The sequence below is a fragment of the Rhizobium sophorae genome (genome assembly GCF_013087515.1).
Lineage (GTDB): Bacteria > Pseudomonadota > Alphaproteobacteria > Rhizobiales > Rhizobiaceae > Rhizobium > Rhizobium sophorae.
In genome coordinates this window covers 66,843-91,775 of the sequence record NZ_JABFCN010000062.1, presented here as the reverse complement: position 1 = coordinate 91,775, position 24,933 = coordinate 66,843, and the positions used below count along the sequence as shown (strand labels likewise).

General features: G+C 55.5%; 27 protein-coding genes and 1 pseudogene. 17 read left to right on the top strand and 11 right to left on the bottom strand.

Translation table 11 applies throughout. From position 1 onward, the window contains the following. Positions 1–55 precede the first annotated feature (55 nt). Positions 56–313, top strand: a pseudogene (locus tag G9X64_RS32085) (GNAT family N-acetyltransferase); the annotation flags it as partial. A 26-nt stretch (positions 314–339) separates the two neighbouring features. Here the strand turns inward: G9X64_RS32085 and G9X64_RS32080 are convergent. From G9X64_RS32080 to G9X64_RS32070, 3 genes are read right to left on the bottom strand one after another with little or no spacing between them, the layout of a single operon-like run. Continuing rightward, positions 340–1,626, bottom strand: coding sequence for a c-type cytochrome (locus tag G9X64_RS32080; RefSeq protein ID WP_168317860.1), 1,287 nt, complete (start codon positions 1,624–1,626; stop codon positions 340–342). Between the two features lie 21 nt (positions 1,627–1,647). Next, positions 1,648–3,540, bottom strand: a complete 1,893-nt coding sequence (locus tag G9X64_RS32075) for a monovalent cation:proton antiporter-2 (CPA2) family protein (RefSeq protein ID WP_171378192.1) — start codon at positions 3,538–3,540, stop codon at positions 1,648–1,650. A 3-nt stretch (positions 3,541–3,543) separates the two neighbouring features. After that, positions 3,544–4,146 carry an NAD(P)H-dependent oxidoreductase gene (locus tag G9X64_RS32070; RefSeq protein WP_130794339.1) on the bottom strand — a complete coding sequence of 201 codons (603 nt, stop codon included), beginning with the start codon at positions 4,144–4,146 and terminating at the stop codon, positions 3,544–3,546. A 202-nt stretch (positions 4,147–4,348) separates the two neighbouring features. On the opposite strand from G9X64_RS32070, the gene G9X64_RS32065 reads away from it, so the two are divergent. The 4 genes from G9X64_RS32065 to G9X64_RS32050 all read left to right on the top strand — a co-directional run bounded on the left by G9X64_RS32065 (position 4,349) and on the right by G9X64_RS32050 (position 8,960). Beyond that, positions 4,349–4,525, top strand: a complete 177-nt coding sequence (locus G9X64_RS32065) for a hypothetical protein (RefSeq protein ID WP_165448348.1) — start codon at positions 4,349–4,351, stop codon at positions 4,523–4,525. 413 nt (positions 4,526–4,938) lie between these two features. Continuing rightward, entirely contained in the window at positions 4,939–7,713 is a 2,775-nt protein-coding gene (locus G9X64_RS32060) for an ATP-binding protein (RefSeq protein WP_245506004.1), read from the top strand. 283 nt (positions 7,714–7,996) lie between these two features. Then, a complete protein-coding gene (locus G9X64_RS32055; RefSeq protein ID WP_171378191.1) occupies positions 7,997–8,236 on the top strand; it encodes a DUF2188 domain-containing protein in 240 nt (79 codons plus the stop codon). A 4-nt stretch (positions 8,237–8,240) separates the two neighbouring features. Further along, positions 8,241–8,960, top strand: coding sequence for a helix-turn-helix transcriptional regulator (locus G9X64_RS32050; protein ID WP_130794341.1), 720 nt, complete (start codon positions 8,241–8,243; stop codon positions 8,958–8,960). Positions 8,961–9,101: 141 nt separating this feature from the next. Here G9X64_RS32050 and G9X64_RS32045 read toward each other — a convergent pair whose 3' ends face one another. Both G9X64_RS32045 and G9X64_RS32040 read right to left on the bottom strand, forming a co-directional pair. After that, the gene (locus G9X64_RS32045; RefSeq protein ID WP_171378190.1) at positions 9,102–9,959 is read right to left on the bottom strand and encodes an alpha/beta fold hydrolase; all 858 of its coding nucleotides are present in this window, start codon (positions 9,957–9,959) and stop codon (positions 9,102–9,104) included. Positions 9,960–9,982: 23 nt separating this feature from the next. Continuing rightward, positions 9,983–11,383 (bottom strand): dihydrolipoyl dehydrogenase family protein, encoded by a 1,401-nt coding sequence (locus G9X64_RS32040; protein WP_130794345.1) that lies wholly within the window; start codon positions 11,381–11,383, stop codon positions 9,983–9,985. 223 nt (positions 11,384–11,606) lie between these two features. Between G9X64_RS32040 and G9X64_RS32035 the strand changes: the two genes are divergently transcribed. The 8 genes from G9X64_RS32035 (at position 11,607) to G9X64_RS32000 (ending at position 16,010) form a co-directional block, all read left to right on the top strand. Next, positions 11,607–12,443, top strand: a complete 837-nt coding sequence (locus G9X64_RS32035; protein WP_171378189.1) for an alpha/beta fold hydrolase — start codon at positions 11,607–11,609, stop codon at positions 12,441–12,443. A gap of 133 nt (positions 12,444–12,576) precedes the next feature. Further along, the gene (locus G9X64_RS32030) at positions 12,577–12,912 is read left to right on the top strand and encodes an SH3-like domain-containing protein (protein ID WP_130709462.1); all 336 of its coding nucleotides are present in this window, start codon (positions 12,577–12,579) and stop codon (positions 12,910–12,912) included. A 1-nt stretch (position 12,913) separates the two neighbouring features. Continuing rightward, on the top strand, positions 12,914–13,567 hold the full coding sequence (locus G9X64_RS32025) for a nitrile hydratase subunit alpha (protein ID WP_171378188.1): 654 nt from the start codon (positions 12,914–12,916) through the stop codon (positions 13,565–13,567). Further along, positions 13,564–13,908: an SH3-like domain-containing protein gene (locus G9X64_RS32020; RefSeq protein ID WP_125849309.1), complete on the top strand. Its 345-nt coding sequence runs from the start codon at positions 13,564–13,566 to the stop codon at positions 13,906–13,908. The genes G9X64_RS32025 and G9X64_RS32020 overlap by 4 nt, the downstream gene beginning before the upstream one ends. Position 13,909: 1 nt before the next feature. Beyond that, positions 13,910–14,677 (top strand): aquaporin, encoded by a 768-nt coding sequence (locus G9X64_RS32015; RefSeq protein WP_130794351.1) that lies wholly within the window; start codon positions 13,910–13,912, stop codon positions 14,675–14,677. Continuing rightward, positions 14,674–15,105: a DUF302 domain-containing protein gene (locus G9X64_RS32010; RefSeq protein ID WP_164585978.1), complete on the top strand. Its 432-nt coding sequence runs from the start codon at positions 14,674–14,676 to the stop codon at positions 15,103–15,105. The genes G9X64_RS32015 and G9X64_RS32010 overlap by 4 nt, the downstream gene beginning before the upstream one ends. Further along, the gene (locus G9X64_RS32005; protein WP_130794355.1) at positions 15,102–15,275 is read left to right on the top strand and encodes a CbtB domain-containing protein; all 174 of its coding nucleotides are present in this window, start codon (positions 15,102–15,104) and stop codon (positions 15,273–15,275) included. The genes G9X64_RS32010 and G9X64_RS32005 overlap by 4 nt, the downstream gene beginning before the upstream one ends. A 12-nt stretch (positions 15,276–15,287) precedes the next feature. After that, a complete protein-coding gene (locus G9X64_RS32000) occupies positions 15,288–16,010 on the top strand; it encodes a CbtA family protein (protein ID WP_171378186.1) in 723 nt (240 codons plus the stop codon). Here G9X64_RS32000 and G9X64_RS31995 read toward each other — a convergent pair. From G9X64_RS31995 to G9X64_RS36235, 3 genes are all read right to left on the bottom strand, one after another. Continuing rightward, positions 16,007–17,209, bottom strand: a complete 1,203-nt coding sequence (locus tag G9X64_RS31995) for a toll/interleukin-1 receptor domain-containing protein (RefSeq protein WP_171378185.1) — start codon at positions 17,207–17,209, stop codon at positions 16,007–16,009. The genes G9X64_RS32000 and G9X64_RS31995 overlap by 4 nt on opposite strands. Before the next feature lie 69 nt (positions 17,210–17,278). Beyond that, a complete protein-coding gene (locus G9X64_RS31990) occupies positions 17,279–18,589 on the bottom strand; it encodes an SIR2 family NAD-dependent protein deacylase (RefSeq protein ID WP_312864211.1) in 1,311 nt (436 codons plus the stop codon). Positions 18,590–18,624: 35 nt separating this feature from the next. Further along, complete coding sequence (locus tag G9X64_RS36235; RefSeq protein WP_210259752.1) at positions 18,625–18,912, bottom strand: hypothetical protein; 288 nt, start codon at positions 18,910–18,912, stop codon at positions 18,625–18,627. Between the two features lie 243 nt (positions 18,913–19,155). Between G9X64_RS36235 and G9X64_RS31985 the strand changes: the two genes are divergently transcribed. Next, entirely contained in the window at positions 19,156–20,478 is a 1,323-nt protein-coding gene (locus G9X64_RS31985; protein WP_171378184.1) for a DUF6602 domain-containing protein, read from the top strand. Here the strand turns inward: G9X64_RS31985 and G9X64_RS31980 are convergent. Both G9X64_RS31980 and G9X64_RS31975 read right to left on the bottom strand, forming a co-directional pair. After that, a complete protein-coding gene (locus G9X64_RS31980; RefSeq protein WP_171378183.1) occupies positions 20,465–21,568 on the bottom strand; it encodes a hypothetical protein in 1,104 nt (367 codons plus the stop codon). The two genes, G9X64_RS31985 and G9X64_RS31980, sit on opposite strands and share 14 nt — an antisense overlap. A gap of 100 nt (positions 21,569–21,668) precedes the next feature. Beyond that, a complete protein-coding gene (locus G9X64_RS31975; RefSeq protein ID WP_225510274.1) occupies positions 21,669–21,995 on the bottom strand; it encodes a winged helix-turn-helix transcriptional regulator in 327 nt (108 codons plus the stop codon). A 323-nt stretch (positions 21,996–22,318) separates the two neighbouring features. Here G9X64_RS31975 and G9X64_RS31970 point away from each other — a divergent pair, with 323 nt between their 5' ends. Further along, a complete protein-coding gene (locus tag G9X64_RS31970; protein WP_171378182.1) occupies positions 22,319–22,780 on the top strand; it encodes a hemerythrin domain-containing protein in 462 nt (153 codons plus the stop codon). A 66-nt stretch (positions 22,781–22,846) separates the two neighbouring features. Continuing rightward, positions 22,847–23,422 carry an NADPH-dependent FMN reductase gene (locus tag G9X64_RS31965; protein WP_130710645.1) on the top strand — a complete coding sequence of 192 codons (576 nt, stop codon included), beginning with the start codon at positions 22,847–22,849 and terminating at the stop codon, positions 23,420–23,422. 40 nt (positions 23,423–23,462) lie between these two features. Here the strand turns inward: G9X64_RS31965 and G9X64_RS31960 are convergent, their stop codons facing one another. Further along, the gene (locus G9X64_RS31960; RefSeq protein ID WP_171378181.1) at positions 23,463–24,335 is read right to left on the bottom strand and encodes a GNAT family protein; all 873 of its coding nucleotides are present in this window, start codon (positions 24,333–24,335) and stop codon (positions 23,463–23,465) included. Between the two features lie 155 nt (positions 24,336–24,490). Here G9X64_RS31960 and G9X64_RS31955 point away from each other — a divergent pair, with 155 nt between their 5' ends. Beyond that, positions 24,491–24,919, top strand: a complete 429-nt coding sequence (locus tag G9X64_RS31955; protein WP_165448349.1) for a cupin domain-containing protein — start codon at positions 24,491–24,493, stop codon at positions 24,917–24,919. Positions 24,920–24,933 lie beyond the last annotated feature (14 nt).

Here is a 24,933-nt window from a genome sequence, read left to right as displayed (position 1 = left end):
CGTATCGAAAACCGCCGAGGCTCTAATCGCCGTTGGATGAAGATTCAGAGGCAGGTCACTGGCTGCTTATGAACTCATGAAGTTTGAGCAGGAGCGCAGTGAGTTTTACATTTACGATCTCGCTGTGCTCGAAAAGAATCGACGCGCTGGAGTCGCGACAAAACTGATTTTCGCCCTGAAACCTATCGCGGCATCCAGAGGCGCGAAGGTCATTTTTGTGCAAGCTGACTATGGCGATGGCCCTGCCATAGCACTCTATACCAAACTCGGACAACGCGAAGACGTTTTGCATTTCGACATATCTACAGACTAGTAAGAGTCGGCCGCCGACCTAGTAGTTCACTCCCGTGCCTTCGCAACATCTTCTGCGGTAACGGCGCCCTTCTTCTCACCAAGGTGGCCAATGACGAAGTTGGCCAACGCTGCGATCTCCGCGTCATTGTAGATCGCCGCAAACGCTGGCATCGTCCGACCCGGCGCTACCATACTGTCTGAAGATCCTTGGAGGACAACTCGGATAAAATTGCTGCCGTCGACATCAGCCAACGCGTGGGCGCCAATAATATTGGCCCGGCTGTTCACCAATCCGTCACCGCCGAGCCCGTGACAGCTCGCGCACGCGCCAGCAAAGATCCGCGAGCCAAGGGTCTCGTCCGAATTTCGGGACGAGGCGTTCTGGATCGAGCTTTTACGCTTCACTCGAACCTTCTCGTCGCTCTCGATTGGAGGAACCGTCCGGAGATAGGCGACAATAGCCTCGATGTCCGACGTTGGGAGCTTGCTCAAGCTCAGGTCGACCGCCTCACGCATCGCACCGCCCGCGGGCCCGTGCCCGTTGGCATGCCCCTTGGATAAGAAGGAAACGATTTCATCGTTCGTCCATAGGCCGATGCCGCTGTCCGGATCGGACGTGATGTTCCAGGCTTTCCAGCCATCCACTTCGCTGCCCGACAACGCTTCGCTCTGTTTGCGCTGGAACATCAGACCTCTAGGCGTATGGCACTCGCCGCAGTGCTCGAGCGCCTCTACAAGATATGCTCCCCTATTCCATTGCTCATCCTTAGATGGGTCATTCTCGAGAGGACGAGACGGGAGAAAGAGGAGGTTCCAACCGCGCATAAGCCAGCGTTGATTAAAGGGAAAGGCAAGCGAGTTTGATGGCGGGTCCTCGCTCACAGGTGCCAGTGTGCGGAGATACGCCCGGACCGCCAGGATGTCGTCAGTCGTCATCAGGGCGTAGGACGCATACGGAAACGCGGGATATAAGTTCTCGCCGTGCGCCCCCACCCCGGTCCGCACCGCACGGACGAACTCGGCATCAGTCCAGGCACCGATACCATGCTCTGGATCTGTCGTTATATTCGATGAGTAGATAGTCCCGAACGGCAGCTTGAAGGGCAAGCCCCCGGCAAACGGTTTCCCGCCTTTCGTCGTGTGACACGCAGCACAATCCGCCGCGAGGGTCAAATGTTCGCCTCGTGCAATTAGTGCTGCGCCGGTCGGCTGAAGTGCACTCGCCGAAACATCTGGCAGGGAATGTGGCCAGAAGAAAAAGAAACCGGCACCCGCCGCACCCAAGCAACCCAGAGCCGCAGCGGCAATTATCAGTTTCTGAAAACGCTTCATTCCAACCGCTCCTGTGGCAATTTACTGCCGCGATTGCTCAGCTTTCAGAGCGTGACTATCGTCGAGTACGGGTGGAGTCCAACCCCGTCGAACCAAGTCGTTGTACGCCGTGCGGTTGCCGAGCATCGCATTTTCGATGACTTTGCCGATGTCATTAAACCCGGCGATGAAGTCAGGATTGTCAGATACGGGCGTGACGCCATCAAAAAGGGGCGCCATCCGCTTCAATCCAGCGAGGTCTTGCTCGATAAACACGTTTCTTCTCTTTTCGACCTCGTAGGGGTGCATTCCCAACGACCGCAATGTCAGGACCGCGGCCTCTAAAGAACTACCGAAAAGCTCCCGAACGATGTGATCCGCGCCAGCATCGGAAAGGCGATAGTAGTGCAGCCGATCGTAAGCCCTGGCGACAATCTTGATATTGGGGTTGGTTCGTCGGGCGTAGGACACGATCTCAACCGCGCGATCTGGATCGTCAATTGCAACAACGATGACGTCCGCTTTCGCGAGGCCCGCCGAGTCAAGGAGGTCTGGCCGCCCCGCGTCTCCAAAATATGACCGGATTCCGAACTTTCGCAGATCATCAACCACTTCTGCGCGGAAATCGAGCACGACCGGCTTGTGTCCGTTCGCCAACAGCATCCGATTTACAATTTGGCCGAAGCGCCCAAGCCCAGCGACGATGACGGTGCCCTCCTCGGGCTCGTCGTCGGCCCGGGTCGCACCGCGACTGTCCAGCAAGGTCACGATGCGGTCAAATAGGATGAATAGACCGGGCGTCAGGACCATCCCCAACGTGATAACAAGTATCGAAATCGAGACCATCTCCTCCGAGAAGATATTTCGTTCTCGTCCCAATGAGAGCAAGACAAAGCCGAATTCTCCCGCTTGGGCGAGGCCGAGAGCAAATAGCCAGGCTGCCGTCGCCCGAAGTCGGAATAGCCATGCCAATGGTAGGAGAACGCCAACCTTGATCAACATCATCGCCAACGTCGCAACGACGACGATCGCCCAATGCTGCAACAGTATCGAAAGGTCGATCTTTGCACCGATCGTCATAAAGAAAAGGCCGAGCAGAAGCCCTTTGAAGGGCTCGATATCGTTTTGAAGTTCGTGCTTAAACTCGCTGTTTGCCAACACGACGCCTGCGAGGAAGGCACCTAAAGCCGGGGAAAGACCCACGGCGGACATCAGGGCCGCTATGGCAACGACCACTAACAGGGCGGCGGCCGTGAAAACTTCCCGAAGGCCTAGTTGTGCTATTACGCGAAAGACGGGCCGCGAAAGGTAGTGTCCAGCTGCTACAACGAAGACAACTGCCCCGAGAGTTAGGAGTGCAGATGCCCAACCCGGAAGCGTCGCGAAAAAAGTTTCTCCATGAGCACTGGAAGCGACACCGGCGACCGAAGAAAGCAAAGGAATGCAGGCCAGCATAGGAATGACTGCCAAATCCTGAAAAAGCAGGACTGCAAAACTCGCCCTTCCCCCGTCGGACTCCAGGAGCCCTTTCTCTTCAAGGGTCTGCAGAACAATTGCCGTAGAAGATAGTGACACCACAAAGCCGAACAATAAGCTTTGCTGCCATGTGAAACCCAGCAACGTTCCGATGACGCCGACCGCCAAGAGCGTCACAACGACTTGCAGGCCGCCCAATCCGATGAGCTTGCCTCTGAGACGCCAAACCATCTGCGGATCGATTTCCAGCCCAATCAGAAAAAGCATCATCACGATGCCGAATTCGGAGAATTGTTCGAGGTAATCAGATCCTGCCCCAGAGACGTGAAGGATTGGGCCGACAATCACTCCCGCGGCGATGTAGCCCACAACTGAACCGAGCCCAAGCCTCCGCGAGATGATGACGGCGAAGACGGCTGCAGCGAGATATGCCAGGGCATAGAACGTTAAACCCTCCATAGCCTAATGCTCCGCCGTGATGTGCAAATCAGCCGGGAATATCGAGTCGCGGGCCAGCGCCTCATCAAGATCAAGCTGGTTGGCTGTTATCGCGCTTAAGAGAGCGCCGTATGATGCAATATGTCGCTGCGCCTCCAGCGTGCCGATGTGATTGGCGGCGTGAAGAACAAATGGAGGCAGGAACTTCATTCCGCAGAGCGTCGCGGTTTGCTGCAGAGGCAGCAGGAACTGGCGCAGTGGGTAATTATTGCCCCCACTGACGGAGTAGTCGATCTCGCGACCGCCTGTGGTGACGCTAATGAGCGCGAATTTGTCAGCCAGCAGCTTCCCCTGTGGACCATAGGCGAACCCGTATTCCAACACGAGATCCTGCCACTCTTTCAGAAGCGAGGGCGTCGAATACCAGTAGATCGGGAATTGGAAGACAATGACATCATGGTCCAGTAAGCGTTTCTGCTCGCGATCAATATTGATCTGAAAACGAGGATATTCCTCATAGAGATCAACGAACGTCAAACCGTCGACTCTACGGGCCACGTCGGCCATTGCGAGATTAATACTCGATTTCCGTTGTGCGGGATGCGCAAACAGAACTAGGACACGCATGCTGGTACCTTCTCTTGTCACACAATTGCGCGAACCGATCCGCCACCACCTCGAAGGTGGTGTTTCATGGTCCTAAAGGGTTGGTCTCTCCAATTATTGGACGATCCGGCAGGAGCGAGCGAAGACATGCGCCGCACTCGATTTTGACAAGAATTCTCCACCCACTTGGTTAGCCTCCAAGGCGTCAAAAAAGGAGGCCACGATGCCCGAAACACTTACAATTACTGAGATGAGGTCAGATCCATTAATCGCGCTGCTGAACCGGGCCGATGGTATCGACCCCGGCAGTTTCGTGAAGCTGCTCGATGAGACTGCGCAAAAATTGAATAAACACGGGGATTCCGGGCGGGTTGGGCCGGTATTATGGCACCGCAAGTAGGAGGCTGGGGATGGAGCATTTCTACCCACCTATCACAGCCGAGTGGGCTTCGCGTTCATCGCCCGCAGTCCTGTTATCTGTTGGCCTTCTAACGCTCTACACAACCTCCGAAAACGCCTGATTTCGGCTGGCACTTCCGAGACCCTACCGACGGCCCGGCGTTTTTTTGGTCATCCGTTTCGCGTGCGTACCGCGCTAATCGCTCGTGGTATGGCTCCAAGTCGATTTTCAGGCATCGATTTAGAGGCGCATAGTTGTAACGGGCCGTTTATGTTTCCACCGCATCGACCTCTGGTGAGCTGGCGAGAAATGAGTCAGTATTCTACCAAGCTGAAGAGGCAAAACTCGCTTCAAACCTGTGAATTAGAACTTCTTGAAAGACCGGCCCAAGACCTGTAAGGGCAGACGCGGCGGTGCAGAACCTGAAACTGAAAAAAGCCAAGCTGAATCTTGGGGGCGGCATGTCAGTCTTATATTTCGATAGCTTCGAGCTAGATATCGAAAATCGGCGGCTGTCTGCGGATGGAAAAGCACTCCGCCTTGGGAGTCGAGCCTTCGATATTCTCGCCGCACTTGCCACGCGGGCCGGACAGGTCGTCAGTAAAGAAGAGCTTATTCGGACGGTTTGGCCAACCACAATCGTGGAAGAAGGAGCGCTGAGAGTCCATCTCGTCTCGCTTCGGAAGTCACTCGGGGATGAAGCTCGGAAATTTATCGAAAATGTGCCTAGTCGAGGATACCAGTTTCTACCGGCAGTCAGAGTAGGTCATCAGGCGGCGACGAACCGTCCATCGAATCCGATCGATAAGTCGACATTGCCGAGAACGGCTACCAAGCTCCTTGGTAGGCAAGATTTTATACGAACGACCGCTGAGTTTTTTAAGACAACGAGGCTCCTAACGATTGCTGGTGCAGGCGGCATAGGCAAAACATCGGTCGCGATAGCGGTGGCCAGATTGCTAAGCGAGCAGTATCGTGTGCTGTTCCTTGATCTCGCTGCCCATTCCACTGGCGAGACATTGCTGCCATCGCTGGCAAGCCAGCTGGGACTAAGTGTGTACGGATCGAATGTTCTCCCAGCGATTGTCGGCGAGTTGCAAAAGAGCGCCACCCTCTTGGTGTTTGATAACTGCGAGCATGTTGTTGACGAAGCCGCTCGCGCCGCCGAGGAAATTTTAAAGGCTTCGCCATTGACCACTATTTTGGCGACAAGCCGGGAGCCATTGCGGGCGTCTCTTGAGCGCGTGCGGCAACTTCCACCTTTGGAGGTTCCCCCTGAGGGTTCATCGGCCGTAAACCCATCAGAATATGCTGGATTAGAACTTTTCATTTCTCTCGCAGGCCTCGTGGCCGATGAAAGTGACTTTGCACGCCCCGAAGCAATGACTTTGGCGGCCGATATCGTCCGCAGGCTCGATGGAATACCCTTGGCTATCGAACTCGCAGCTGCGCGAGCGTTCGATATGGATCTCGAAAGTCTTCATCGCTCGGTCGCGGACCCGCTGGCTCTGTTACGGCGAGGTCGTCGTACCGCACCGCCCCGTCAACAAACGCTAAGAGCCGCTTTGGACTGGAGCTACAACACGCTGGAGCCCACCCAAAAGGACCTGTTAGATCGGCTTTCTGTTTTTGCTGGTACATTCACTGCGGACCACGCAAGGTGGGTTGCTGCGGAGGATGTCTCCGACGAAGAATTCTACGATGCCTTTGACGGGTTGTTTCTAAAGTCTTTGCTCAACGTCTCCGCCGCAGGCGGCAACTATCGGCTCTTGGTCACCACAAGGGAATATGCGGCGACCAAACTCGCCAACTCCGGTTTTGATCAATTCTGCAAATTGGCTCACGCCAAGCTTTGCCGCGCTCGGCTTGCTGAAGCTGAGCGCGATTGGACCGTTCTCGATACGGGTAGTTGGCTCAACGAACACGGAGGCTTGGTTCACGAACTCCGAAATGCACTAGAGTGGGCATTTTCCAAGGGCGGCGAGACGCGGGCCGGAATTGATCTTGTGGCCAGTTCCAACATCATTTGGACCCAGCTTGGCCTGATGGCTGAGCAGCTCACGCACCTCGAACGCGCCCTCGCCTACTTCGATCAGCTAGACGGGGTCGACGCACTTACCGAGATGAACCTACGGGTCTCTCATGGCGGCACCCTATACCACATCAAGAGTTCGGAACGTGACCAGGAAGCAATCGAAGAGTTTTCCAAAGCCAAATCCATTGCCGAGAATTTGCGTGACCATATGAACACACTCCGCGCGGTCGGAGGAATGACGGCAATCCACACTATGAATGGTGACTACGTCGAGGCGATATCACTGGCCCACCGTTTCAACGACCTCTTTGGGAACGTACTGCCGAATGCAGCGAGCCGCCTCCTTGCTCACAACTTCCATTACATCGGAAACTTTGACGCCGGGTTGAAACACGCGCAAACTGCACTCGAACTCGCAAGGGGAGGTGTCCGCGGGACTCTCAACAACGGAGCGAGTTATGATCAGCGCATCAGTGCTTTATCGACGGTCGTCAAGACTCTGTGGGTTCAGGGAAAGCTTTCAGAGGCGAGGACCTTGCTTGCCTCGACATTTGACGAAGCTAGCGCATTAGATCACGCCATCTCGTACTGCCTCTTCCTTTCAGTTTCCGCATGTCCAACTGCGTTTGGCATGGGAGACCATGATCTTGGAGTTCGGCTTCTCAGCCATCTAGCCGAAAAAGCAACGAAGAACTCCCTCCTTCGGTGGCAAGAATGGGCCACGACGTTCCATCATGTCGCTAAAGCCGTCCAGTCGGGCAACTCGGACGAGTTCAATCAAAGCCTTAGGAATGCGAAGGGTGCTCGGTTCGAAAATTGCCTTATGGCAGGCGGTCACCTCGCCGATGACGACACATTGGATCGTGCGCTTTCAAAGAACGCAGGGTGGTGCCGTGCGGAATTGTACCGATTGAAGGGAGAGCGACTTCTTCGTGAAAATGCTCAAGATGGCCGGGACTTAATACGTCGTGGATACGATCTTGCAACGGAACAAGGCGCAAAGTTTTGGGCACTTAGATCTGCGACCAGTCTCGCAAAACACGCGGCGGAACCTCATGGTCAGGCAGAGCGCGAGAGGCTAGCGGAGATACTTTCCTTTTTCGAGGGTGAAGCTTTGTCCTTGGACGTCTCCGAAGCACGTAAATTCGCATAGTCTCCAGCCATCTGTCACAGCCGAAACTTACAAGATCGTATAAGCATCCGCGGCGCATTATCGGATCACACTCGATCAGGATTAGCATATGCGACACGATCAACAGCATAGCTATTCGACAGGGTTGCCACTGCTGGTCATCAAATCAGCAGTGTTCTCAATCGCGCTCTATGCAATCCTCGGAAAGGCAGGTTGCGCACCACACCCAGGTTCGTTCCCGCCCGCTACCGGAACCTTCTTAATTAATCGGCGATTAATTCCAGCGACTTAGAGAGAATTTCGAATGCATATCACCTATCACATTGGCCCCCATGACGGTGGTTTTGCGTACCGTCTTGATGACGTTTGGACAGAGCCCTTCAATACACATGACGATGCCTTGACGGCTGCAAGGATTGCCGCGCAGCGACAGCAGATAGCAGGCCGCGACACCGAAATTGCTTTTGAAACGACCGACGGCGAATGGCATCGCGAATATTCCCTTGGCACCGACAGACCTGAGACTGAGGTCGTCGACGGCTAGTCAGATGCCTGCTCATTCGGAACAAAGAAAGACCAAGAGCTCTGATCCAGCTCGTATCGTCAGCGAGATTGCCCGGGTTAACTCCTTGCAATCGCGTTTCCGCTCGATGTTGAAGGGCCATAACTTTCGTTACTTTCTGTTCGGAACCTTCCCGGCGCCAGGGCGCCCACTGTTTGCCGACAACGTTCTGGCGACCAACTGGCCCACCGATCTGCTGAACGCCTACAAATTTCGCAACCTATTGACTGAAAGTCCGCTTATCAGGAGGCTTGAGCGGACCGTCCTTCCAGTGCCGACGATGCCACTACTTCTGGCCCGAGCCCCTCACCCGGGTCACAGACCTCAAGATGGGATTTTCATCAACGAGGGATTCTCGTTCACGTTTGCGGTTGCACTCTCAGATTCAGAACAGCGACGTTACGTATGTCTAATGTCTGGGCGGCGAAAGGTCGAACGCCACGAAGAGATGGCCATGCTTATGATGGCACTTCTGGGAGCGGTAGACTCATATAGTTCGCGTCCGCGGCCAACTGACGTTTTGACACCTCGCGAGAGAGAATGCCTCCGATGGGCCAGCGCGGGTAAAACGAGCCGCGAAATCGGGCAAATACTTGCGCTGTCCAATCACACAATCGATGGCTATCTCAGGGCCGCCATGGAAAAGCTCGATGCGGTAACGCGCACACAAGCGGTGGCAACGGCGTCTAGGCTTGGCTTGATCTGAAGGCTGATGCATCGCGAGGTGCTTGGCACCTCTGGCAACGGCATAGCAATGGCAAAGCCAGGGTGAGCTAAACGGACAGCTCGGAACGGCATTTTAAGTCTCCATGGGTGGTTAGAAAGGTGATTAAACAGCAAGCGTCGACTAGCGGATTCGCTTGACGAAGGACGCGATCACCTCTGCAGCGTATTCAGGCACCTGATGTTGGGGTGCATGACCGGCCTGCGGTACCGTTACGATGTGAAGCGACTGCCAGAAGGTCGATACCTCGAACCAATTGTCGACCGGACAAGCGATGTCGTGGTCGCCACTGATGACGAGGATCGGATGGCGTCCAGCGGCCATATCCTCCATCTGCTGCCCGTTCGGGTCCGGGAAAATGGTGGTACGGTCCTTTGCTTCACTCAGAAGCTTCATGAACGTTGCCTCCTGAATTATTGGCGAGCGGTCATTTTTTCGAGCAGCCATACGTTCGTGAGACAGTCGCGCAGCCTCTTTGCTCCGAGGAGATTCAGGCTCGAAAAACAAAATTGCTTCGTCGGCAAGGTCGTTTACAGGCTTCATGGCGGTCTTCATGAAGAGTGGGTCTCCGCTGATCTTGGAATGGCCTGGAGGGGCAGTTCCAATCAAAACCAGATGGGAGACCAGCTCCGGATACGTCAGGCTGAAGACTTGAGCTACGACACCTCCGAGCGACCAGCCACCCATCACAACCTTCTTGTATCCAAGGAAATCGATCAGGTCCCTGGCGTCCTTCGCCAGGGAGGCTCGGTCGTAGGTTGGTTCTCCGGTGGATGCACCCAAGCCGGTATAGTCGAAGGTGATAACAGTGAAGTCCTTGGCCAACTCGTCGAGAAACAGGGGATCCCAGGCATCAAGTGTCCCCCTGAAACGGACCGCAAGAACGAGTGGCGTTCCCTGCCCGATCAAACGATAGGCAATGCGTCGCCCGTCCGAGTCTGCGTACTTCGTCTCGGTGTTTGTAGCGTTTTCCAAGGTCATTGATCTGTCCTGTTAAATCGATGTCACGCGGCTTTGCGAACGACAGCTGATGCTGATACGTTCGCAAACAGCATATTCAGACCCTCGGTGATGGTTGGATGGGCGAATATCCCGTCGCGAAGCGTTGTGAAGGGCAGACCACCAAGCATCGCCATTTGAACGACGCTCATTACTTCGCCTGCGTTCACGCCGAGCATGCTGAAACCAAGGATCTTGTCGGAATCGACCGCAACGAGCGCTTTCATGAACCCCTTGCGTTGTGAGAGGGTCCTTGCTCGCGGCACGACATCCATCGGAAGCTTCGCGACGCGGTACTCAATGCCTTCCTTGAGCGCTTCCGCTTCGTTCATCCCGATCCGAGCAAATTCCGGATCGATAAAGACGCAGTACGGGATCATTCGACCCTTTGTGGTTCGGTTGCCGCCCGCCATCGTGCTCTTGACCACACGGTAGTCATCAAGGGACGCGTGGGTGAACATAGGAGTTCCGGCGACTTCACCCATCGCCCAGACGCCGTCGGCTGTCGTCCGAAGATGGTCGTCAACCTTGATGAAACCTCGATCGTCGACCTCGACACCTGCCAGTTCGAGCCCGATCCCCGCTGTTCGGGGACGGCGGCCCGAGGCCACGAGGATGTGCGATCCCTCGAATACTCGACCATCCGCGCTACGGACAGTGACACTCTCGCCTGAGCGCCCGCTAACGGAGAGGTCGTAGGCGCTGAGCGCCACCTCTATCCCCTCGCTTTTGAGGATCTTCAGAATTCCTTCGCTGACGTCTGTGTCTTCCCGCGGAGCAAGCCGAGGTCCCCGCTCGAGTATCGTGACTTCTGAGCCCAGGCGACGGAAGGCCTGGCCCAGCTCCATTCCAATGTAGCCACCGCCGATTACGATCAACTTCGTTGGAAGGTCGCCGAGCTGCAGAGCTTCAACGTGGGTGATCGGAGTTGCGTCCGCGAGACCCGGAAGGTCTGGTACGTCTGCTGTCGTTCCCAAATTGATGAAAACTTGGTCGCCCGAAACAGTTCTCGTTCCAGACGCGGTCTCAACCTGAATTGTTTTCGGGGCGATGAACTTACCCCAGCCCAATACGAGGTCGAACCCGCTTGCGTCGAAACCGGCTTGGTTAGTGGCAACCATCTCTGCCACGACACGCGCGGTGCGATCGCGAACAAGATCGAGACTGCTGCGGACGTTGTCGGCGGTGATCCCGAACTCGGAAATCCCCTTCATGGAATGCGCGACTTCGGCGCTACGGATAAGTGTCTTGCTGGGAATGCAAGCTATGTTGATGCACGAGCCACCGATGAGACCCGCCTCAACGACCGCTACCTTCTTGCCCGCCTTTGCTTGGTCCATGGCCAGCGTCTTGCCAGCTTTGCCACCGCCAAAGATCAAAATGTCGAATTTGTCGACCGAATTCATGGTGCACCTCGTTACGTTGATGCCCCTATGAAGCGGAAATCTCAGAACGCGGTCTTGTAAAATTCGATCTCTAGCCGCGACCAAGCGTTCATAGCCATCAGCGCCGAGACAAGCATACCCTCCTCAAAACAAAAGCCGGATCGTCAAAGAACGGAGCGGGCTCACCTGCGAGTTTGGGGGGAATTCAGTCGCGGCCAAGGCGCCGAAAATGAGGAGTATTCACATGGCTGACGGCATCTTTATCAAAGAGAAGATCGACCACCTGTCCGTCGATGGCGTGTCGGTACGATACGTGAAGGCGGGGAAGGAAAATGGCGTCCCGTTGCTTCTGACGGCTCCCTGGCCGGAGAGTATCTTTGCTTTCAATCTCGTTTGGTCCGACCTCTGCAAGCTCGGACCCGTTATCGCGGTAGATCTCCCGGGATTCGGTCAATCTCAAGCCCGGGAAGATTTGATGTCGCCGGACGCGATGGGTAATTTTGTGATAAAACTCATGGCTGCCTTCGGAATCGAGCGGGCGCACGTTATCGCACCCGACGTGGGTACCTTGACCGCGCTGTTCGCCGCATCCAAACGGCCAGACCTTTTCGAGAGCATCGTTGCAGGCAGCGGCGGCGCCAGCATGACCCTACTGGGCGAGTCGTTGGCACAGGTGGTGGCATCGAAAAAAGCCGCATATGTCGGCTCGGACGGCGGCGAACAGGTCGTGAAATTCGTTTCAGGTTCAGCGAGAGTTACAATTCCAACGGAGATCCTCGAAGACTACCGACTGTCTTCTGAGGGCCAACGCTGGAACGAAGCTGCAGATTTCGTTCGGGCCTATTCCACCGATTTGCCCCGGCTCGAAAAGCTCCTTCCCGACATTCAGACGCCAGTTTTGGTTATTTCCGGCAAAGATGACCCGCTTGTTCCCCCATCAAATGGGGACTTCCTGGCAGGACTTCTTCCCCACAGCCGGGCCGAGATCGTCGAGGCAGGTCATTTCGTTTGGGAAGATGCCTCGGCGGACTATGCACGACTGGTCTCAAGCTGGATCATGGACGGTTACAGGTCGGTATAAATGGAGCGTGCAAGTTTGAGTTGCCGACGTTCTTCACCCACTTTGTGATCCGAATTCCGCGGCGACAGCATCTTACAAGAATGTGGCTCGTGCTCAGTCATTTTGAAGCCAATTGCTCTCAAGGAGAATCCTTATGCAGACTGCGGCAACGCATATTGGCGGAGTTGTGCCAGCGCTAGGCGAGGTACCCGCTTTCGCGCCAGGCGATCGCGTAACGATCGCTACCCGCTCGCCTGTTGGGCACTACCGCATGCCAACTTACCTGCGCGGGAAACTCGGAACCGTAGAGGCAGTCATCCCTACGATGGCCGTCGATAACGAAGAAGAGGCCTATGGACGCAACGCCGGTTCCAAAGGCCACTACTACCGCATCGCCATCCCCATGACGGAGATTTGGTCCGACTATGTCGGCTCGCCCAATGACGGTCTGAGAATTGAGATTTTCGAAAATTGGTTGGAAAGGATTTGAGATGACCGACCACGGCCATGATCATGACCACGATCACGATCACCCTCATGAGGCTATCACAGCGGATGAGCGTCCTGGGTACTACGACATAATGGAAACCGCAGTCAGAGAACTGCTGGTCGAGCGGAAGCTTTTCGGTCCCGACGAGATCAGAAGGCAGATCGAAGTCCTCGACTCTCGAACTCCCGCACTCGGCGCCAAGGTCGTCGCCAGGGCTTGGATGGATTCGGCTTACAAGGAACGGCTCCTGGAAAACGGACGCTCCGCCTGCGAAGAACTGGGCATCACGTTCTACGACGATACCCAACTGATCGTGCTCGAAAACACGGCGGACGTCCACAATCTGATCGTTTGCACCTTGTGCTCCTGCTACCCTCGCCCGGTCCTTGGTCTGCCGCCAGACTGGTACAAACTGAAGCCGTATCGAGCTCGCGCCGTCCATGAACCGAGAGCGGTGCTGGAGGAATTCGGCACTCACATTCCGGATGACGTCGAAATCCGCGTCAGCGACTCGACGGCTGTCATCCGCTACCTGGTCCTGCCCTTGCGCCCAGCGGGGACAGAAGCTCTGACCGAGGAAGAACTTGCCGAACTCGTCACACGCGACGCCATGATTGGCGTGATCCCTGTAAGCTACGAAAAGGAGGCCGCGTGATGGGCTCAGAGCTACTTGTCAAAAAACTGCCGAACGATATCGGCGGCGAGGCGGCCGGAAAAATCGAGCGAATTGAGCACGAGCTTCTTCCCTGGGAGAAGCGTTGCCACGCCCTGGCTGACGTCCTCGACTTTCACAAGATAGTCAATACCGAGGAAAAGCGCCGCGGTGTTGAGGCACTCGGCTCCGAAATGGTCGGCAAGCTCTCCTACTATGAACGATGGATCGCGGCATTTGCCAACATCCTCTTCCAGAAGGGCATTCTGACGCCCGGGGAACTCGCAGTCAAAATGGAAGAGGTCGAAGGGCGTTGGCTCTCAAGTCAGCAATCGGCATCCTGAAATGGCCGAGATCGCTCCCTCCACAGACATCCGGTGCTTTTTCGAGCGCGACCCCGCCCTGTCTCTTTTTAGACGGGCCTTTGTGGAGAGCGTGGGAACCGGGCTTCTTGCGATTGCCATGGTCGGGTCTGGCCTCGCGGTCTCGACGTTCGCGAAAGCTCAGCCGTTGGCAGCATCGCTCATAATTGCGATTGCGATCGCTGGATCCCTGGTTGGCTTGATCGTTGCCCTGGGGAAGGTATCCGGCGGCCATTACAATCCCCTGATATCATTCGCACAGTGGCTTGGCGGTGAGCGCAAGGGCGACTGCACCATAGGCTACGTCATCGCTCAAATTATTGGCGGCTTTGTCGGGGCATTGGTAGCTGGACAGATGTTTGGAAGCCCGTTTCGGACGGTCTCTCCTGAATTTCCCTCCTTCGGGATGCTCCTCAGCGAGTTAGTAGCCTCTGCTGGACTGATGACAATCGTCTTGGGATGCGCTCGCAGCAGCAGATGGGACACCGGCCCCTTCGCCGTCGGCTCTTGGTTGGTCGCCGCGATACTCGCCACTCCATCCACCTCTTATGCCAACCCAGCGGTGACGCTAGCCGCCGCCTTCGCTTCAGGGCCTGTTGCCTTGGCACCCATTACTGCCATCGCTTTCGTCGCAGCCCAGGTGATGGGGATGGTCGTGGCGCTCAGCATCAATAGGATCGCCTTCGGCTCCACCTCTGAGCCTGCAGGAAACGCCGCACTCGCTGGCTCTTCCCAGGAGAAGCTCACATGACGCCCGGGTTGACTGTTCTGAAGGCCCATACTCGCCCAGCTGATACGATGGCGGCATTCGAGCGGGCGATTGTCGCACGAGGGATGAAGGTTTTTGCTCGAATAGACTTCGCTGCCGACGCGGAAGCCGCGGGATTGCAGTTGGGCCCAACTTTGCTGACAATATTTGGCAATCCGAAAATCGGTACCGAATTGCTCCAGCGCAACCAGCGGGCGGGCATCGATCTGCCACTGAAGGCATTGGCTTGGAGCACCCCCGACGGCCATTGGCTTTCGTACAACGAGCCGTCTTTCGTCGCCGAGCGGCACGAATTGGATGCAAAAGCCGTCATCCTCAAAATGAGCCAGGCGCTTGCGGGCGCCGCTGATGAAGCCGTCAACACCGTCCCGCCCGCGTCGGACGAAAGCACCATAGGAGTAAGAAGATGACCACCATCACCGCAACTTCACATGCCTCAACAGCATCCCGTGCAGCCGGTCTGCTCGGTACGGCCTTGCTGGGTGTTCTGCTAATTGCAGGCGTCGGTTTCGCCAGCATGCCCGCGGTGCATGACGCGACGCACGATGTCCGCCACACGCTCAGTTTTCCCTGCCACTGAGAGGTCCCCTCGATGAACTTGTTTCGTTCTCTGGTATTCTCCGCCTTGCTGGCCGGAGCTTTGACCGGAATTTTCGCGTCCGTGCTTCACCTCACGACGACAGTCCCGCTCATTCTGAAGGCGGAGGTTTACGAGAATACGGAGGCAGCCGGACATCACGATGCTGAACACGAGCATGCGGCCGATCACCAAGACGTTGCGCCCTCAGCTCTGAACCGCAACTCGCGCACAGTTGTCGCGATGGTACTCGCCTACGTGGGGTTTGCCTTGCTCATGAATGCATCGGGCGAGTTTTCCGGTGGCTTGGCAACGTGGAAAAGTGGCATTCTCTGGGGGGCGGCAGGGTTCTTGGTTTTCAGTCTTGCCCCGGCCCTTGGGTTGCCACCAGAATTGCCCGGCATGCCTGCTGCGGACCTTGGATCCCGTCAGGTCTGGTGGATTGGAACCGCAGTTATGACCGCCGCAGCAATCGCCACGGTCTACCTTTCAGTGGGAAAGACGAAGTGGTTGATTGCTGCGCCGCTGGTCACAACCCCGTTCCTCGTCGGAGCACCGCACCTGGAGAACGTTAGCACCAAGATTCCCTCTGCTCTTCATCTTCAATTCGTTATCACGACCTTGCTGGTTAGCTGCGCGTCTTGGCTGCTACTTGGAGCAATCCTTGGGCACCTGAGATCGGGTCGAACACCGTACCATCACCGATCGATGTCATCGATCCGATCGGATACCGTTTAGCTCCTGCTTTTGACAAACCGACGAGTGGCATCAGTTTTGACGATCCGCATGGAATTAAAATCGCTCGACAGAACCTTGTAGTCGACGATCAGTTGCCGTGCCTCCAGGTATGCAAGCGCCGGGTTCATGCGGCGGGGTTCCCAGCCGTACCGAGCCGCCACTTCGCCGGTGTCGTGAGGGAATTCCGGGTCATTGATAAGGTCGGCTGCAATGCGCAACGCGTCGTCTTCCGGTGACCATTCCATGAAATGTTTGTCGAACTGCGCGAAAAGGCTCGCTTTGGGAAAAACCCGGCCGAAGCTTTCCTTAACGAAATCGCGCAACTCGTGAACCGCGTCCTCAATATCTTCTTCGGAAGCGTTCACCGCTTGGGCAAGCTCCTCAATCGTCTTTTGAGGGTCCGCAAACATTGCCGTCCTCGTCCCCTCGACGAAGACTTTCGCAACTGCGGTTGCGGTCTTCGAAAAATCGGTCGAGGGAAGCTCGGTCGAACTTGGCGGTGGCCCAAGCTTAGGCTTCTCCGATACGCCATGGATGTCATTGACGAGGTCTCGGATGTTCTTGTCGAGCTGAGATAATTCAACTTCGGGGGAAAGCATCCCAGACAACAGTGGTGGAAGGTCTCGCGTCGAAAGACCGTGGCGCAAGGGAATGAACCGAGCCTGGCCTGTGATGCGACGCACAAGTCCAGCGTCCATCTCCTGTTGAACCCAAGGTCTTTCCATGGCGCTGGGCGTAAGTAAGACGATGAAATGCGTGCACCCACCTAGCCCCTCGTCGATTTTGCGGCGAAGACTATCCCCTGCCCCAATCTCCCATTCAGCCCACCAAGTATCAACGCCATTCGCCATCAGACCCTCTGCGATTTTCTTGGCGGTCTCGCGATCTTCAAACGAATAGCTGAGGAAAGCTTTCGGCGGGCAGCTCGAAACAGGGACGAACGACGTCGCTTTTTGAATTTCGGGGCCCATGCGCTCTCTAACAAATGCAATCAGTTCCGGGGAGCCCTCCACGCTCAAGCGGAGGTCGTCCAGCGCCTCACCGTGCACGATCACCGTCGGAAATTCACCAGTTTCAGGATGCCGTATCGCCGAAAACTGATCTCTTAGCTGCCCCTTGGCGCTCTCAAGAATCATGTTTTCCATCTCGTTGGCGAAACCTCCGGCGCTCAGTGGCCGTCCATTGATGGTAAGCGACATTTGAATCTCCAATCCAAACTGACCCAAATTTGTACAAACAGGGAACATATTTAACAGATTCGGCAGCAGTTACCTTAGCTCCGGACCGATTTGCGCTACGAGATCAAGCACACCGTCAACAATCGTTTTCGCGACTCCGGGGCTAACACCGGTGTTCGTATGGACCGCGTTGTTTCGGATCCTTACCCAATCTTTGATCAGGCTTGGATCCGGTAAATCAATTAACTGCTGGGCCATTGCCAGTTCGAGAAGTTGTGACATGGACATCGGGCGACTAACCCGTGACCAGTCCGGTTTGTCGAGCGCCCGACGCAATGTGCCCTCTAACAAGCTAATCGCAGAAATGACTGCGGCTCGATACTCTTCCGCTTCAAGGAGACGCCCGGGTTCATTCTCTTGCTCTGCCACGGACGGAGCGACATCCCGCAGAGCATCCAACAACCGCTGAAGTCCTTGCTCGTCGTCGGTCACCGTTTCGATGGTCAATAGAGACGACAAGGTTGGTTGAGAAGACAATATGGGAGATCTTGTTTTTCCAACCTGAACAACAAGTGGCGCTCGGCCAGCGGATGGACCAACCTCTTTCGACCGGCTCAGCGCGAGCCGCAGATCCGCTGCAGTCCAACTGCTACCGACTTCAACCACGATCGCGACCGCTCGGTCCATCAAGGCGTCAATTTTTGCGCTTACCGAGTCGCCAGGTGATACGACATCATCTGCAGTCACTGGAACGAGTCCAATTCCCTCGACCGAAGGGAACACCCTTTCGCGATATATAGGGAGGCGATGCAATGGAACGGCGAAGAAAATCAATCGCGAGCTCGCCTCCCTTGGTAGCTTCAGCTCTCGAAGTGGAGCCTCTTCGGTAACCGTGCTGACCTCGAGAACAGTGTTACGCCAATACGCCGCCAACTCATCAAAGGCAGCCGCAAGAACCTCGCCATATTTCTTTTTGCTTTTGGGCAAGTTGATCAGCGTAACGCCGCGGCGTGCATAGCGTGCGACGTCAGCCGACTGTGCGCCGACTGCGATTGCGTAGGCCTGCCGCCTCATTTTCCCCAAGCGTTGGTTCACAACCTGCCAAATCTGGCGAAAGTCAGGATCATCTAAGCTATAGCCAATCAAGACGGCGGTCTTTGTAATCAGTAGGTTGGCAAGATAGGTCGCGATAAGCGGGTATCGGGTCAGGAAGGCATCATAGTCGGCCTCCGTAACCACGAGCCGCGATGGGTGTCGCAAATCGCCGTGAAGCTTCAGCAACACGGTCCCGTCCGCCGTTACGTTCAACGAAAGCTGCTCTTCATCGACGACTGGATTCACGAAACGCGGGATCGACTCGTACTGGCGCTCAAGGAGAAAATCAAAATTCGTGGTGCACACAAGATCGAACTTGATTGAGCAGAATGCTCGATGCCTCACCCGGGGAGTGCGTCGCGAAGATGGAGGAGTTCGGATAGTCGTTCGATGAGACGCGCTCGGCCATACTCGTGTTCGTAGGCGGACATGGCGTCGACTGGTCCGACTGCAGAAAAATCTGCGAGATCGCGCTCAAATGCCTTTCCCAGGTCGCCCCATAGTGGCATGGCCTTTCCCGCCGGGAGCGCGGCATTCAACGACATCCCTGCCCCGATCACAGGCAACCACCTGCCGTTAGCTAAATCGTCAAGCAATGGTTTGGGAAAATGTTGCAGATACTTAGTCATGGGTCCTCCAAATCAAAACGTAATGATGAAGCACCCAAAGCGCAAACGTGGTTTGACCCGGTGGCCCCGCATCCACAGAAGACCGCACAGGAAAACAAAATTAGGATGATGACTTGTGGTTGCGCTGCCTTTCGTTGCAGCTATTCTTATTCAACAGTGAATCGTGCGTCCATTGTTCGCCTGCGAAGCTCAACCAAAACCGGGCAGACAAAACGAGTCCACGGAAGCAAATAAGAGACGAGATTGCCCAAAAAGCCCTCTGAACAAGATGATCTGCAACAGCGATATCGCTGGCTACGTGAGATTACCGATGACGTCATTGCTGAACGAAGCAAGATCGCCGAGTTCCATGGCTTGGAGCAGGAACTGCGTGAGCTTCAGCGTGACGTGCTGACAGCCTATGAGCGCTCTGTCCAACTGAAGCATCCGCGGGACAAGGGTGACTTTCGTGAGGAGATCTTAAAACAATTTCTCGTCAAACATGGCCTGTTGCCCAATCGTTATTCGGTCGCGCAAAACAGGGTTCGAGCCGTCGCTCCAAGTGGCCACATCAGCCCAGAGCTGGATATCGTCATACACGACAGAGATGGCTCAATCGTATTAAGGCGATTGGACGGCACCGTCGATTATCTCCCCATCGAGTGCATACACGGTGCGATCCAGGTGAAATCCAAATTGACGAAGAAGGCCCTGTTGGATGGGCTGGACAATCTGAAACAGTTCAAGAGCCTGGTGCCTTCCAACAAATTGGAACAGAATCTCGGCGGATTCACCTTGGCGACGGGTCTGTTCAGGCGGTTTGGCGTGTTGTTCGCCTACGAAGGATCATTGAAGTGGGAGGCGGTATGTCGAGAGCTGCAAGATTTTGCTCGTCAGAACCCTCCCGAAGTCTGGCCGAACTTGGTCGTTGTCCTCGATAAAGGTTACATGGTTCTGGGTGACGACAAAAGCTATGCGTGGAAGAACCGCGATCAGCTGAAGATTGAAACCCCAATAGTCTATGGGCACCCGGATCTGACTGCGTCTTGCCTACTCGACTTCTATGGCATTCTACTTGAGCTTCTGAAGGACACGCCAGCAGGCTCTCCCGATTTGAACTCATATTGGCGAATGCCGCTTACGAGCGGCTCGCGCTCCTATTCGTTCTCTCATGGGGCAACTGCTGAAATGCTGACATGTCCGAGGCATGGCGCCTATTTGAAACGTATTTCGGAGAGAGATTTGACAAGAATTGCGGAATTCTCCCGTAGCGCCGAACGGATCAACTGGGTCAAAGCAATCGATCTCGCCGGTGGCGGGGAAGGAAATAACGAGGAAGCCTACGAGCGCCAACCAGGTATGGTTCGGATATTCAATCCAGACGGTCTCCCTCTGACCGAATTGCTCATGAAGCCGAACGGTGTATTGAGCTACGACTCGATAGAGATAGATGGGATGACGGTCCTTCTCCCGCACCACTACATCGCAAGGGACGATCTATTCGAAGAATGTCCAATTTGCACCAAAGAAGCCGCACGGACAGCAAAAAAGACACCGACCTCAACGGGATCCGCTAGTGGGACGTGAAGAAGCCCGTTTGCATTTCGACTAACCACTCCATTCCCTCGATGGCTGGTCGGCAGTCTATCCTTCCTCTGAGGTACCGCTCAGCGATCCGTCGCAGCAGACGCGACCCTTCGCTGGGCGGTCCCGAGACATCGACCGGCGGCCCATCACGTTCCGCCCAAGTCATTACCATTCCTGCTTCATTCGTTCTCCAGCTGACGGCGATTCGACCAGCTTCGCTTGAAAGCGCCCCATACTTGATTGAGTTGGTGGCAAACTCGTTCATCAGAAGGCCAATTGCGCCAATCGCATCGCCTTTTAAGGCAACGATCGGTCCATCAAGTGAGATGGGCACATCAGGCCCTCGCTGATAGGGGCTGAGAGCGTTTGCAATACAGGTGCCCAACTGCTGCGGCGCCAGGGCTGAACCGGGTCCATCAATCGCATCGTATGTGGAAACAAGCGCTCGCACCCTTCCCGCATATTTCGATGCCATTTCTGTCGGGAGCGTCAAGGATGCCACTCCGATTGCGCTTGCATAGGCGTTCTTCAGGCGGTGCCGAAGTTCATCACGAGCGAGCTCAGCATCGCGTTGCGCTAGCGCGGCTCGCGTGTTTTCGGTTAGCAGTGAAAGGGTCGTCGATGCAACGCGACCCAAGACCTCCACCATTTCGAGCTCGTTATCAGTTGGGGTATGGGGTTTGGCCCAATAAAAGCCGATTGCGGAAAGGCCCAGCGACGAAAGGGGCACGACCGAGACCGCGCGGACGAAAGTACCTTCGTAGATGGTATTGAGAGTGCGTTCGTCTTGAGAGATGTCGTGGACGATCACCTTTTCATTTGACGCTATGGAAAGGCCGCTCAGACATGCATCAATGGGGAAACTTCGGGCGATCCAGAGCGGGTTGAAGGCGTCCTCATCAATACACAAACAGACGTCCCCTTCTTGGCGGATCAACGCCGCAGAATCCGCTGACAACAGAGCTCTGGCGGCGGAATTCAACCGGCGAAATATTTCCTCGTATGTTCGCGCCGTGGAGATAGACTCCATCGCGCCCAGCAACCGCATGGAAATGATCGCGGGCAAGCTCCCGCTAACTTCATTCCCCATTGTCTCTATCTCCGGATTCGAACCAACGCGTCAGACTTAGCGTCGGCAGACCCGGCGAAATAGGATAATCCGGCACACGAAGCGCGCCATTGGCGTTTCGCTACTTGACCTCGACAGTCGAGGGAGCGTTGTAGCGCCGACGGGCCTCGGCAACGGCAGTGTGATTTTCGATTGCCCAGCTGCTGAGAGCCTCCAGGGCTTTCCACAGCGAATGTCCCAGCGGCGTAAGGCGGTAGTCTACGCGCGGCGGTATCGTCGGCGTCACTATGCGATCGACGATGCCGTCCTTCTCCAGCTCTCGCAGCACGCTGGTTAGCGACTTCTGGGTGATGTCCCCGACCTCCCTCTTCAATTCTGAGAACCGCTTGGGTCGTTCTTGAAGCAGCCCAATGAGCAGGATCGCCCACTTGCTTCCTATGGTCGACAAGAGATCCCTGACAGGCCAGCAAGCAGGATGCTCAGTTAGTATATGCGGTATAGTCAAGGATACCTCCGTAGCCTGAAAGTGCCTTCTTGTGCCGAATTCAAGACGGGCTAAATATGGTTCTAGTTTCCCAGCGATACAATGGGATCATTTGGATACCGACCATCCGAATGTTGGTTGCAGGGGAACTGCACAATCTGATTCAACGACGAAATGAACGGCAGTGAATTTCATGAAAGTCTTCGATCTTCTCGACGATAAAACACGACCCAAGGCCCCACCAATTCCCGGCGGGACGCTCGCACATCGAATGAAAGAAGCTGGCGATGATTCACGAAATGCACGTTGTTGCTCTGGACGAGACCAGGGCAATGATGGACATGGTCGAAGCTGGTGAAATTGCTGCTGGAGAATTGGCCGAGCACATCGGTTCGCTCGAGCTTTTGAAGAACTACAGAGCTTTCGGCAATCTTTGCGGCCGCGAATGCCAGTTCCTGGATTTTCACCACCGAGCAGAGGACGAAGAATTCTTTCCGATTCTCCATGCGAACGGCGACGAGGGACTAAAGCGAGTTGTCGAACGCCTTGCAGACGAGCATCGGATAATTGGCCAGATCCTGGACGAGCACTCGGCCAATGTTGCGCTGATTTTGACGCAACCCGGCCCCGACACCTTCTCCATGGCCAAAACGACGTTTGACGTCCTCGACAAGACAATTCGCTCGCATTTTAGCTACGAACAGACGGAGCTGGAAGAAGCCCTTGGTTTCTACAGGATTCCTCTTTAGCGAGATCACCCTTCAGAAAATCCGAACCGGACTTTAAGGGTCCTTTGACGCCAGAAAGGTAACCACATGGCACTTAAGTTGAACATTATAATCGGCAGCACTCGGCCGGGCCGCAACGGTCCGACGGTGGCAAAATGGGTCGAACAATTCGCCAAGGAACACGGCCAGTTCGACGTCGAGCTGGTGGATCTCGCAGATTTCGCCCTGCCGCTTCTGGATGAACCAGCCCATCCGGCAATGCGAAAGTATGAGCACGAACATACTAAGCGATGGAGCGAAAGCGTAGCCTCAGCTGACGCGTTTTTGTTTGTTGCGCCGGAGTATGACTACTTCGTTTCGGCAGCCCTCGTGAATGCAATCCAGTGCCTATTCCACGAGTGGACCTACAAGCCCGCAGCAATCGTCAGCTATGGCGGCGTTTCCGGCGGCCTACGCGGCTCCCAGGAACTTCGTCAGTTGCTGGGAAACGTGAACGTGGTGGCAATCAACCAGCCGGTTCCGGTGCCTTTCTATACCCAGTTCATCAATGACGAAGGAATTTTCACCCCTAACGAAGCAGTGACCTCTGGAACGACCACGCTCCTGGGGGAACTGCACAAGTGGGCGGTCGCCCTGAAGCCAATGCGTCAGCCCGCTCAGTAGTTCCGGTCGAAGAAGAAGCGTACCGTCAGGGTGCGCTTCTTCACATCATAAAAACGGGCGTTGCACTGCGCGTGGCGTTCGGATCCCGAGCAAAATTCGCCGAATAGTGCTGAACCTCGAAGCCCGCCCGCTGATAATTCCTAAAGCTCGTGCCCAACGGACTATCGACGGTTGCAGGTCGGCCAGTCTCGGCCATTGCGATGACGGCTCCCTTGTCCCCTACATCGCGTAACCGCCGCGCTATCATTGCTGACTGGAGGCCCTTCCCTCTCGCGGTGGCAAGAGTCGCATCGATGCCGAACCATGCCCCAGCAGATCCGAAGAAAGCCGCTCCTGCTGAGCAAGGCTCATCATCGGCATACGCGACATAGCAGGTCCATCTGTCCCGGCTGGCGAGCGCCTTGAACCACTCGAAGGTCGCCATTGGGAAGCCATACGCCGCGTTGATCACGTTGGCGAAGTCGGTCGCCTTGCGGCCGCCGTCCGCTATTTCGATCCTGGGTTCGTTCGGCACAATGCGAGGGACCGTTTTGGAGAAAAATTTTATCCAACCACTGTCCTTCTGTATGATCCCCATCCGGGACAGCGCGGCACTGGAAGGGTTGAAACCCTCCTCGTCAACTTGGATTACCCACGTTTTCGATGCGTTGCGATCCAGCCATCGCAACCCTTCTGCCATCTCCTTGTCGTTAGCCGACCACTGCGGACCAACGGCAAATCCCCGATTGAAGGGGACGGCAGGAAGCTGACGGCAGGCTAGAAAGCACGCATTGTCGCTCCGGAAAGTCTCGATCCCCAACTGCTTCCGAACCGACGGCGGTGCGGCATCCAGCATGTCCATCCATGCTTCGGCCTCGATTGAGCGGATTGTCCTCGAGATGTTTGCCTCAATTTTCGTTGGCTGGATGTTCATACGGTTCTCTCGCGTTCTCTTCTAAGCGAGAAAGAACTATTTCTCAACGAGTTCAAGGCGAAAGGCGGGGCTTCCCGTAAACATGCTGTTTAGAAAAGCGTACTTATCGACGTCGAGCCGACCTCTTATGGTCCGCAAAAATCATGGAGCAATCGATGTCTGAAAAAAGCGCCGCTATCTTTTCAAATCCGCTCGATGGAGTGCGGGTCGAAGCGTTTGGCACCAACATTATAAGGATATCAGGCGAAGCTAGCGGAGCCGTGATGTCGATCATGGAAGTCATACTCCGTCCCGGCGACGCTACGCCTCTCCACCTTCATGAACGGGAAGACGAGACCTTTCGTGTTTTGAGCGGCACCGTCTGCTTCCGGTGCGGTGACAAGCATCAGAGGCTTGCAACGGATGGGATCGCATTTCTGCCCCGCGGAATTCCCCATCGGATAGAGAATGTCGGCGATGACGAGGCTAGGGTTATGGTCATATTGACACCGGGAGGATTTGAGCAATTCTTCGTCGAAATCGCATCAGGTCGCGGTGAAGCGCCCGAAACAATCGCAGAGCGCTTTGGCCTGCGTTTTCTGTAATCGAACTTGCTGCT

Bases quoted from the DNA above. Each gene is read 5' to 3' on its own strand.
- G9X64_RS32080 (WP_168317860.1), bottom strand. From the start codon at position 1,626: ATGAAGCGTTTTCAGAAACTGATAATTGCCGCTGCGGCTCTGGGTTGC.
- G9X64_RS32075 (WP_171378192.1), bottom strand. From the start codon at position 3,540: ATGGAGGGTTTAACGTTCTATGCCCTGGCATATCTCGCTGCAGCCGTC.
- G9X64_RS32070 (WP_130794339.1), bottom strand. From the start codon at position 4,146: ATGCGTGTCCTAGTTCTGTTTGCGCATCCCGCACAACGGAAATCGAGT.
- G9X64_RS32065 (WP_165448348.1), top strand. From the start codon at position 4,349: ATGCCCGAAACACTTACAATTACTGAGATGAGGTCAGATCCATTAATC.
- G9X64_RS32055 (WP_171378191.1), top strand. From the start codon at position 7,997: ATGCATATCACCTATCACATTGGCCCCCATGACGGTGGTTTTGCGTAC.
- G9X64_RS32050 (WP_130794341.1), top strand. From the start codon at position 8,241: ATGCCTGCTCATTCGGAACAAAGAAAGACCAAGAGCTCTGATCCAGCT.
- G9X64_RS32045 (WP_171378190.1), bottom strand. From the start codon at position 9,959: ATGACCTTGGAAAACGCTACAAACACCGAGACGAAGTACGCAGACTCG.
- G9X64_RS32040 (WP_130794345.1), bottom strand. From the start codon at position 11,383: ATGAATTCGGTCGACAAATTCGACATTTTGATCTTTGGCGGTGGCAAA.
- G9X64_RS32035 (WP_171378189.1), top strand. From the start codon at position 11,607: ATGGCTGACGGCATCTTTATCAAAGAGAAGATCGACCACCTGTCCGTC.
- G9X64_RS32030 (WP_130709462.1), top strand. From the start codon at position 12,577: ATGCAGACTGCGGCAACGCATATTGGCGGAGTTGTGCCAGCGCTAGGC.
- G9X64_RS32025 (WP_171378188.1), top strand. From the start codon at position 12,914: ATGACCGACCACGGCCATGATCATGACCACGATCACGATCACCCTCAT.
- G9X64_RS32015 (WP_130794351.1), top strand. From the start codon at position 13,910: ATGGCCGAGATCGCTCCCTCCACAGACATCCGGTGCTTTTTCGAGCGC.
- G9X64_RS32010 (WP_164585978.1), top strand. From the start codon at position 14,674: ATGACGCCCGGGTTGACTGTTCTGAAGGCCCATACTCGCCCAGCTGAT.
- G9X64_RS32005 (WP_130794355.1), top strand. From the start codon at position 15,102: ATGACCACCATCACCGCAACTTCACATGCCTCAACAGCATCCCGTGCA.
- G9X64_RS32000 (WP_171378186.1), top strand. From the start codon at position 15,288: ATGAACTTGTTTCGTTCTCTGGTATTCTCCGCCTTGCTGGCCGGAGCT.
- G9X64_RS31995 (WP_171378185.1), bottom strand. From the start codon at position 17,209: ATGTCGCTTACCATCAATGGACGGCCACTGAGCGCCGGAGGTTTCGCC.
- G9X64_RS36235 (WP_210259752.1), bottom strand. From the start codon at position 18,912: ATGACTAAGTATCTGCAACATTTTCCCAAACCATTGCTTGACGATTTA.
- G9X64_RS31980 (WP_171378183.1), bottom strand. From the start codon at position 21,568: ATGGGGAATGAAGTTAGCGGGAGCTTGCCCGCGATCATTTCCATGCGG.
- G9X64_RS31970 (WP_171378182.1), top strand. From the start codon at position 22,319: ATGATTCACGAAATGCACGTTGTTGCTCTGGACGAGACCAGGGCAATG.
- G9X64_RS31965 (WP_130710645.1), top strand. From the start codon at position 22,847: ATGGCACTTAAGTTGAACATTATAATCGGCAGCACTCGGCCGGGCCGC.
- G9X64_RS31960 (WP_171378181.1), bottom strand. From the start codon at position 24,335: ATGAACATCCAGCCAACGAAAATTGAGGCAAACATCTCGAGGACAATC.
- G9X64_RS31955 (WP_165448349.1), top strand. From the start codon at position 24,491: ATGTCTGAAAAAAGCGCCGCTATCTTTTCAAATCCGCTCGATGGAGTG.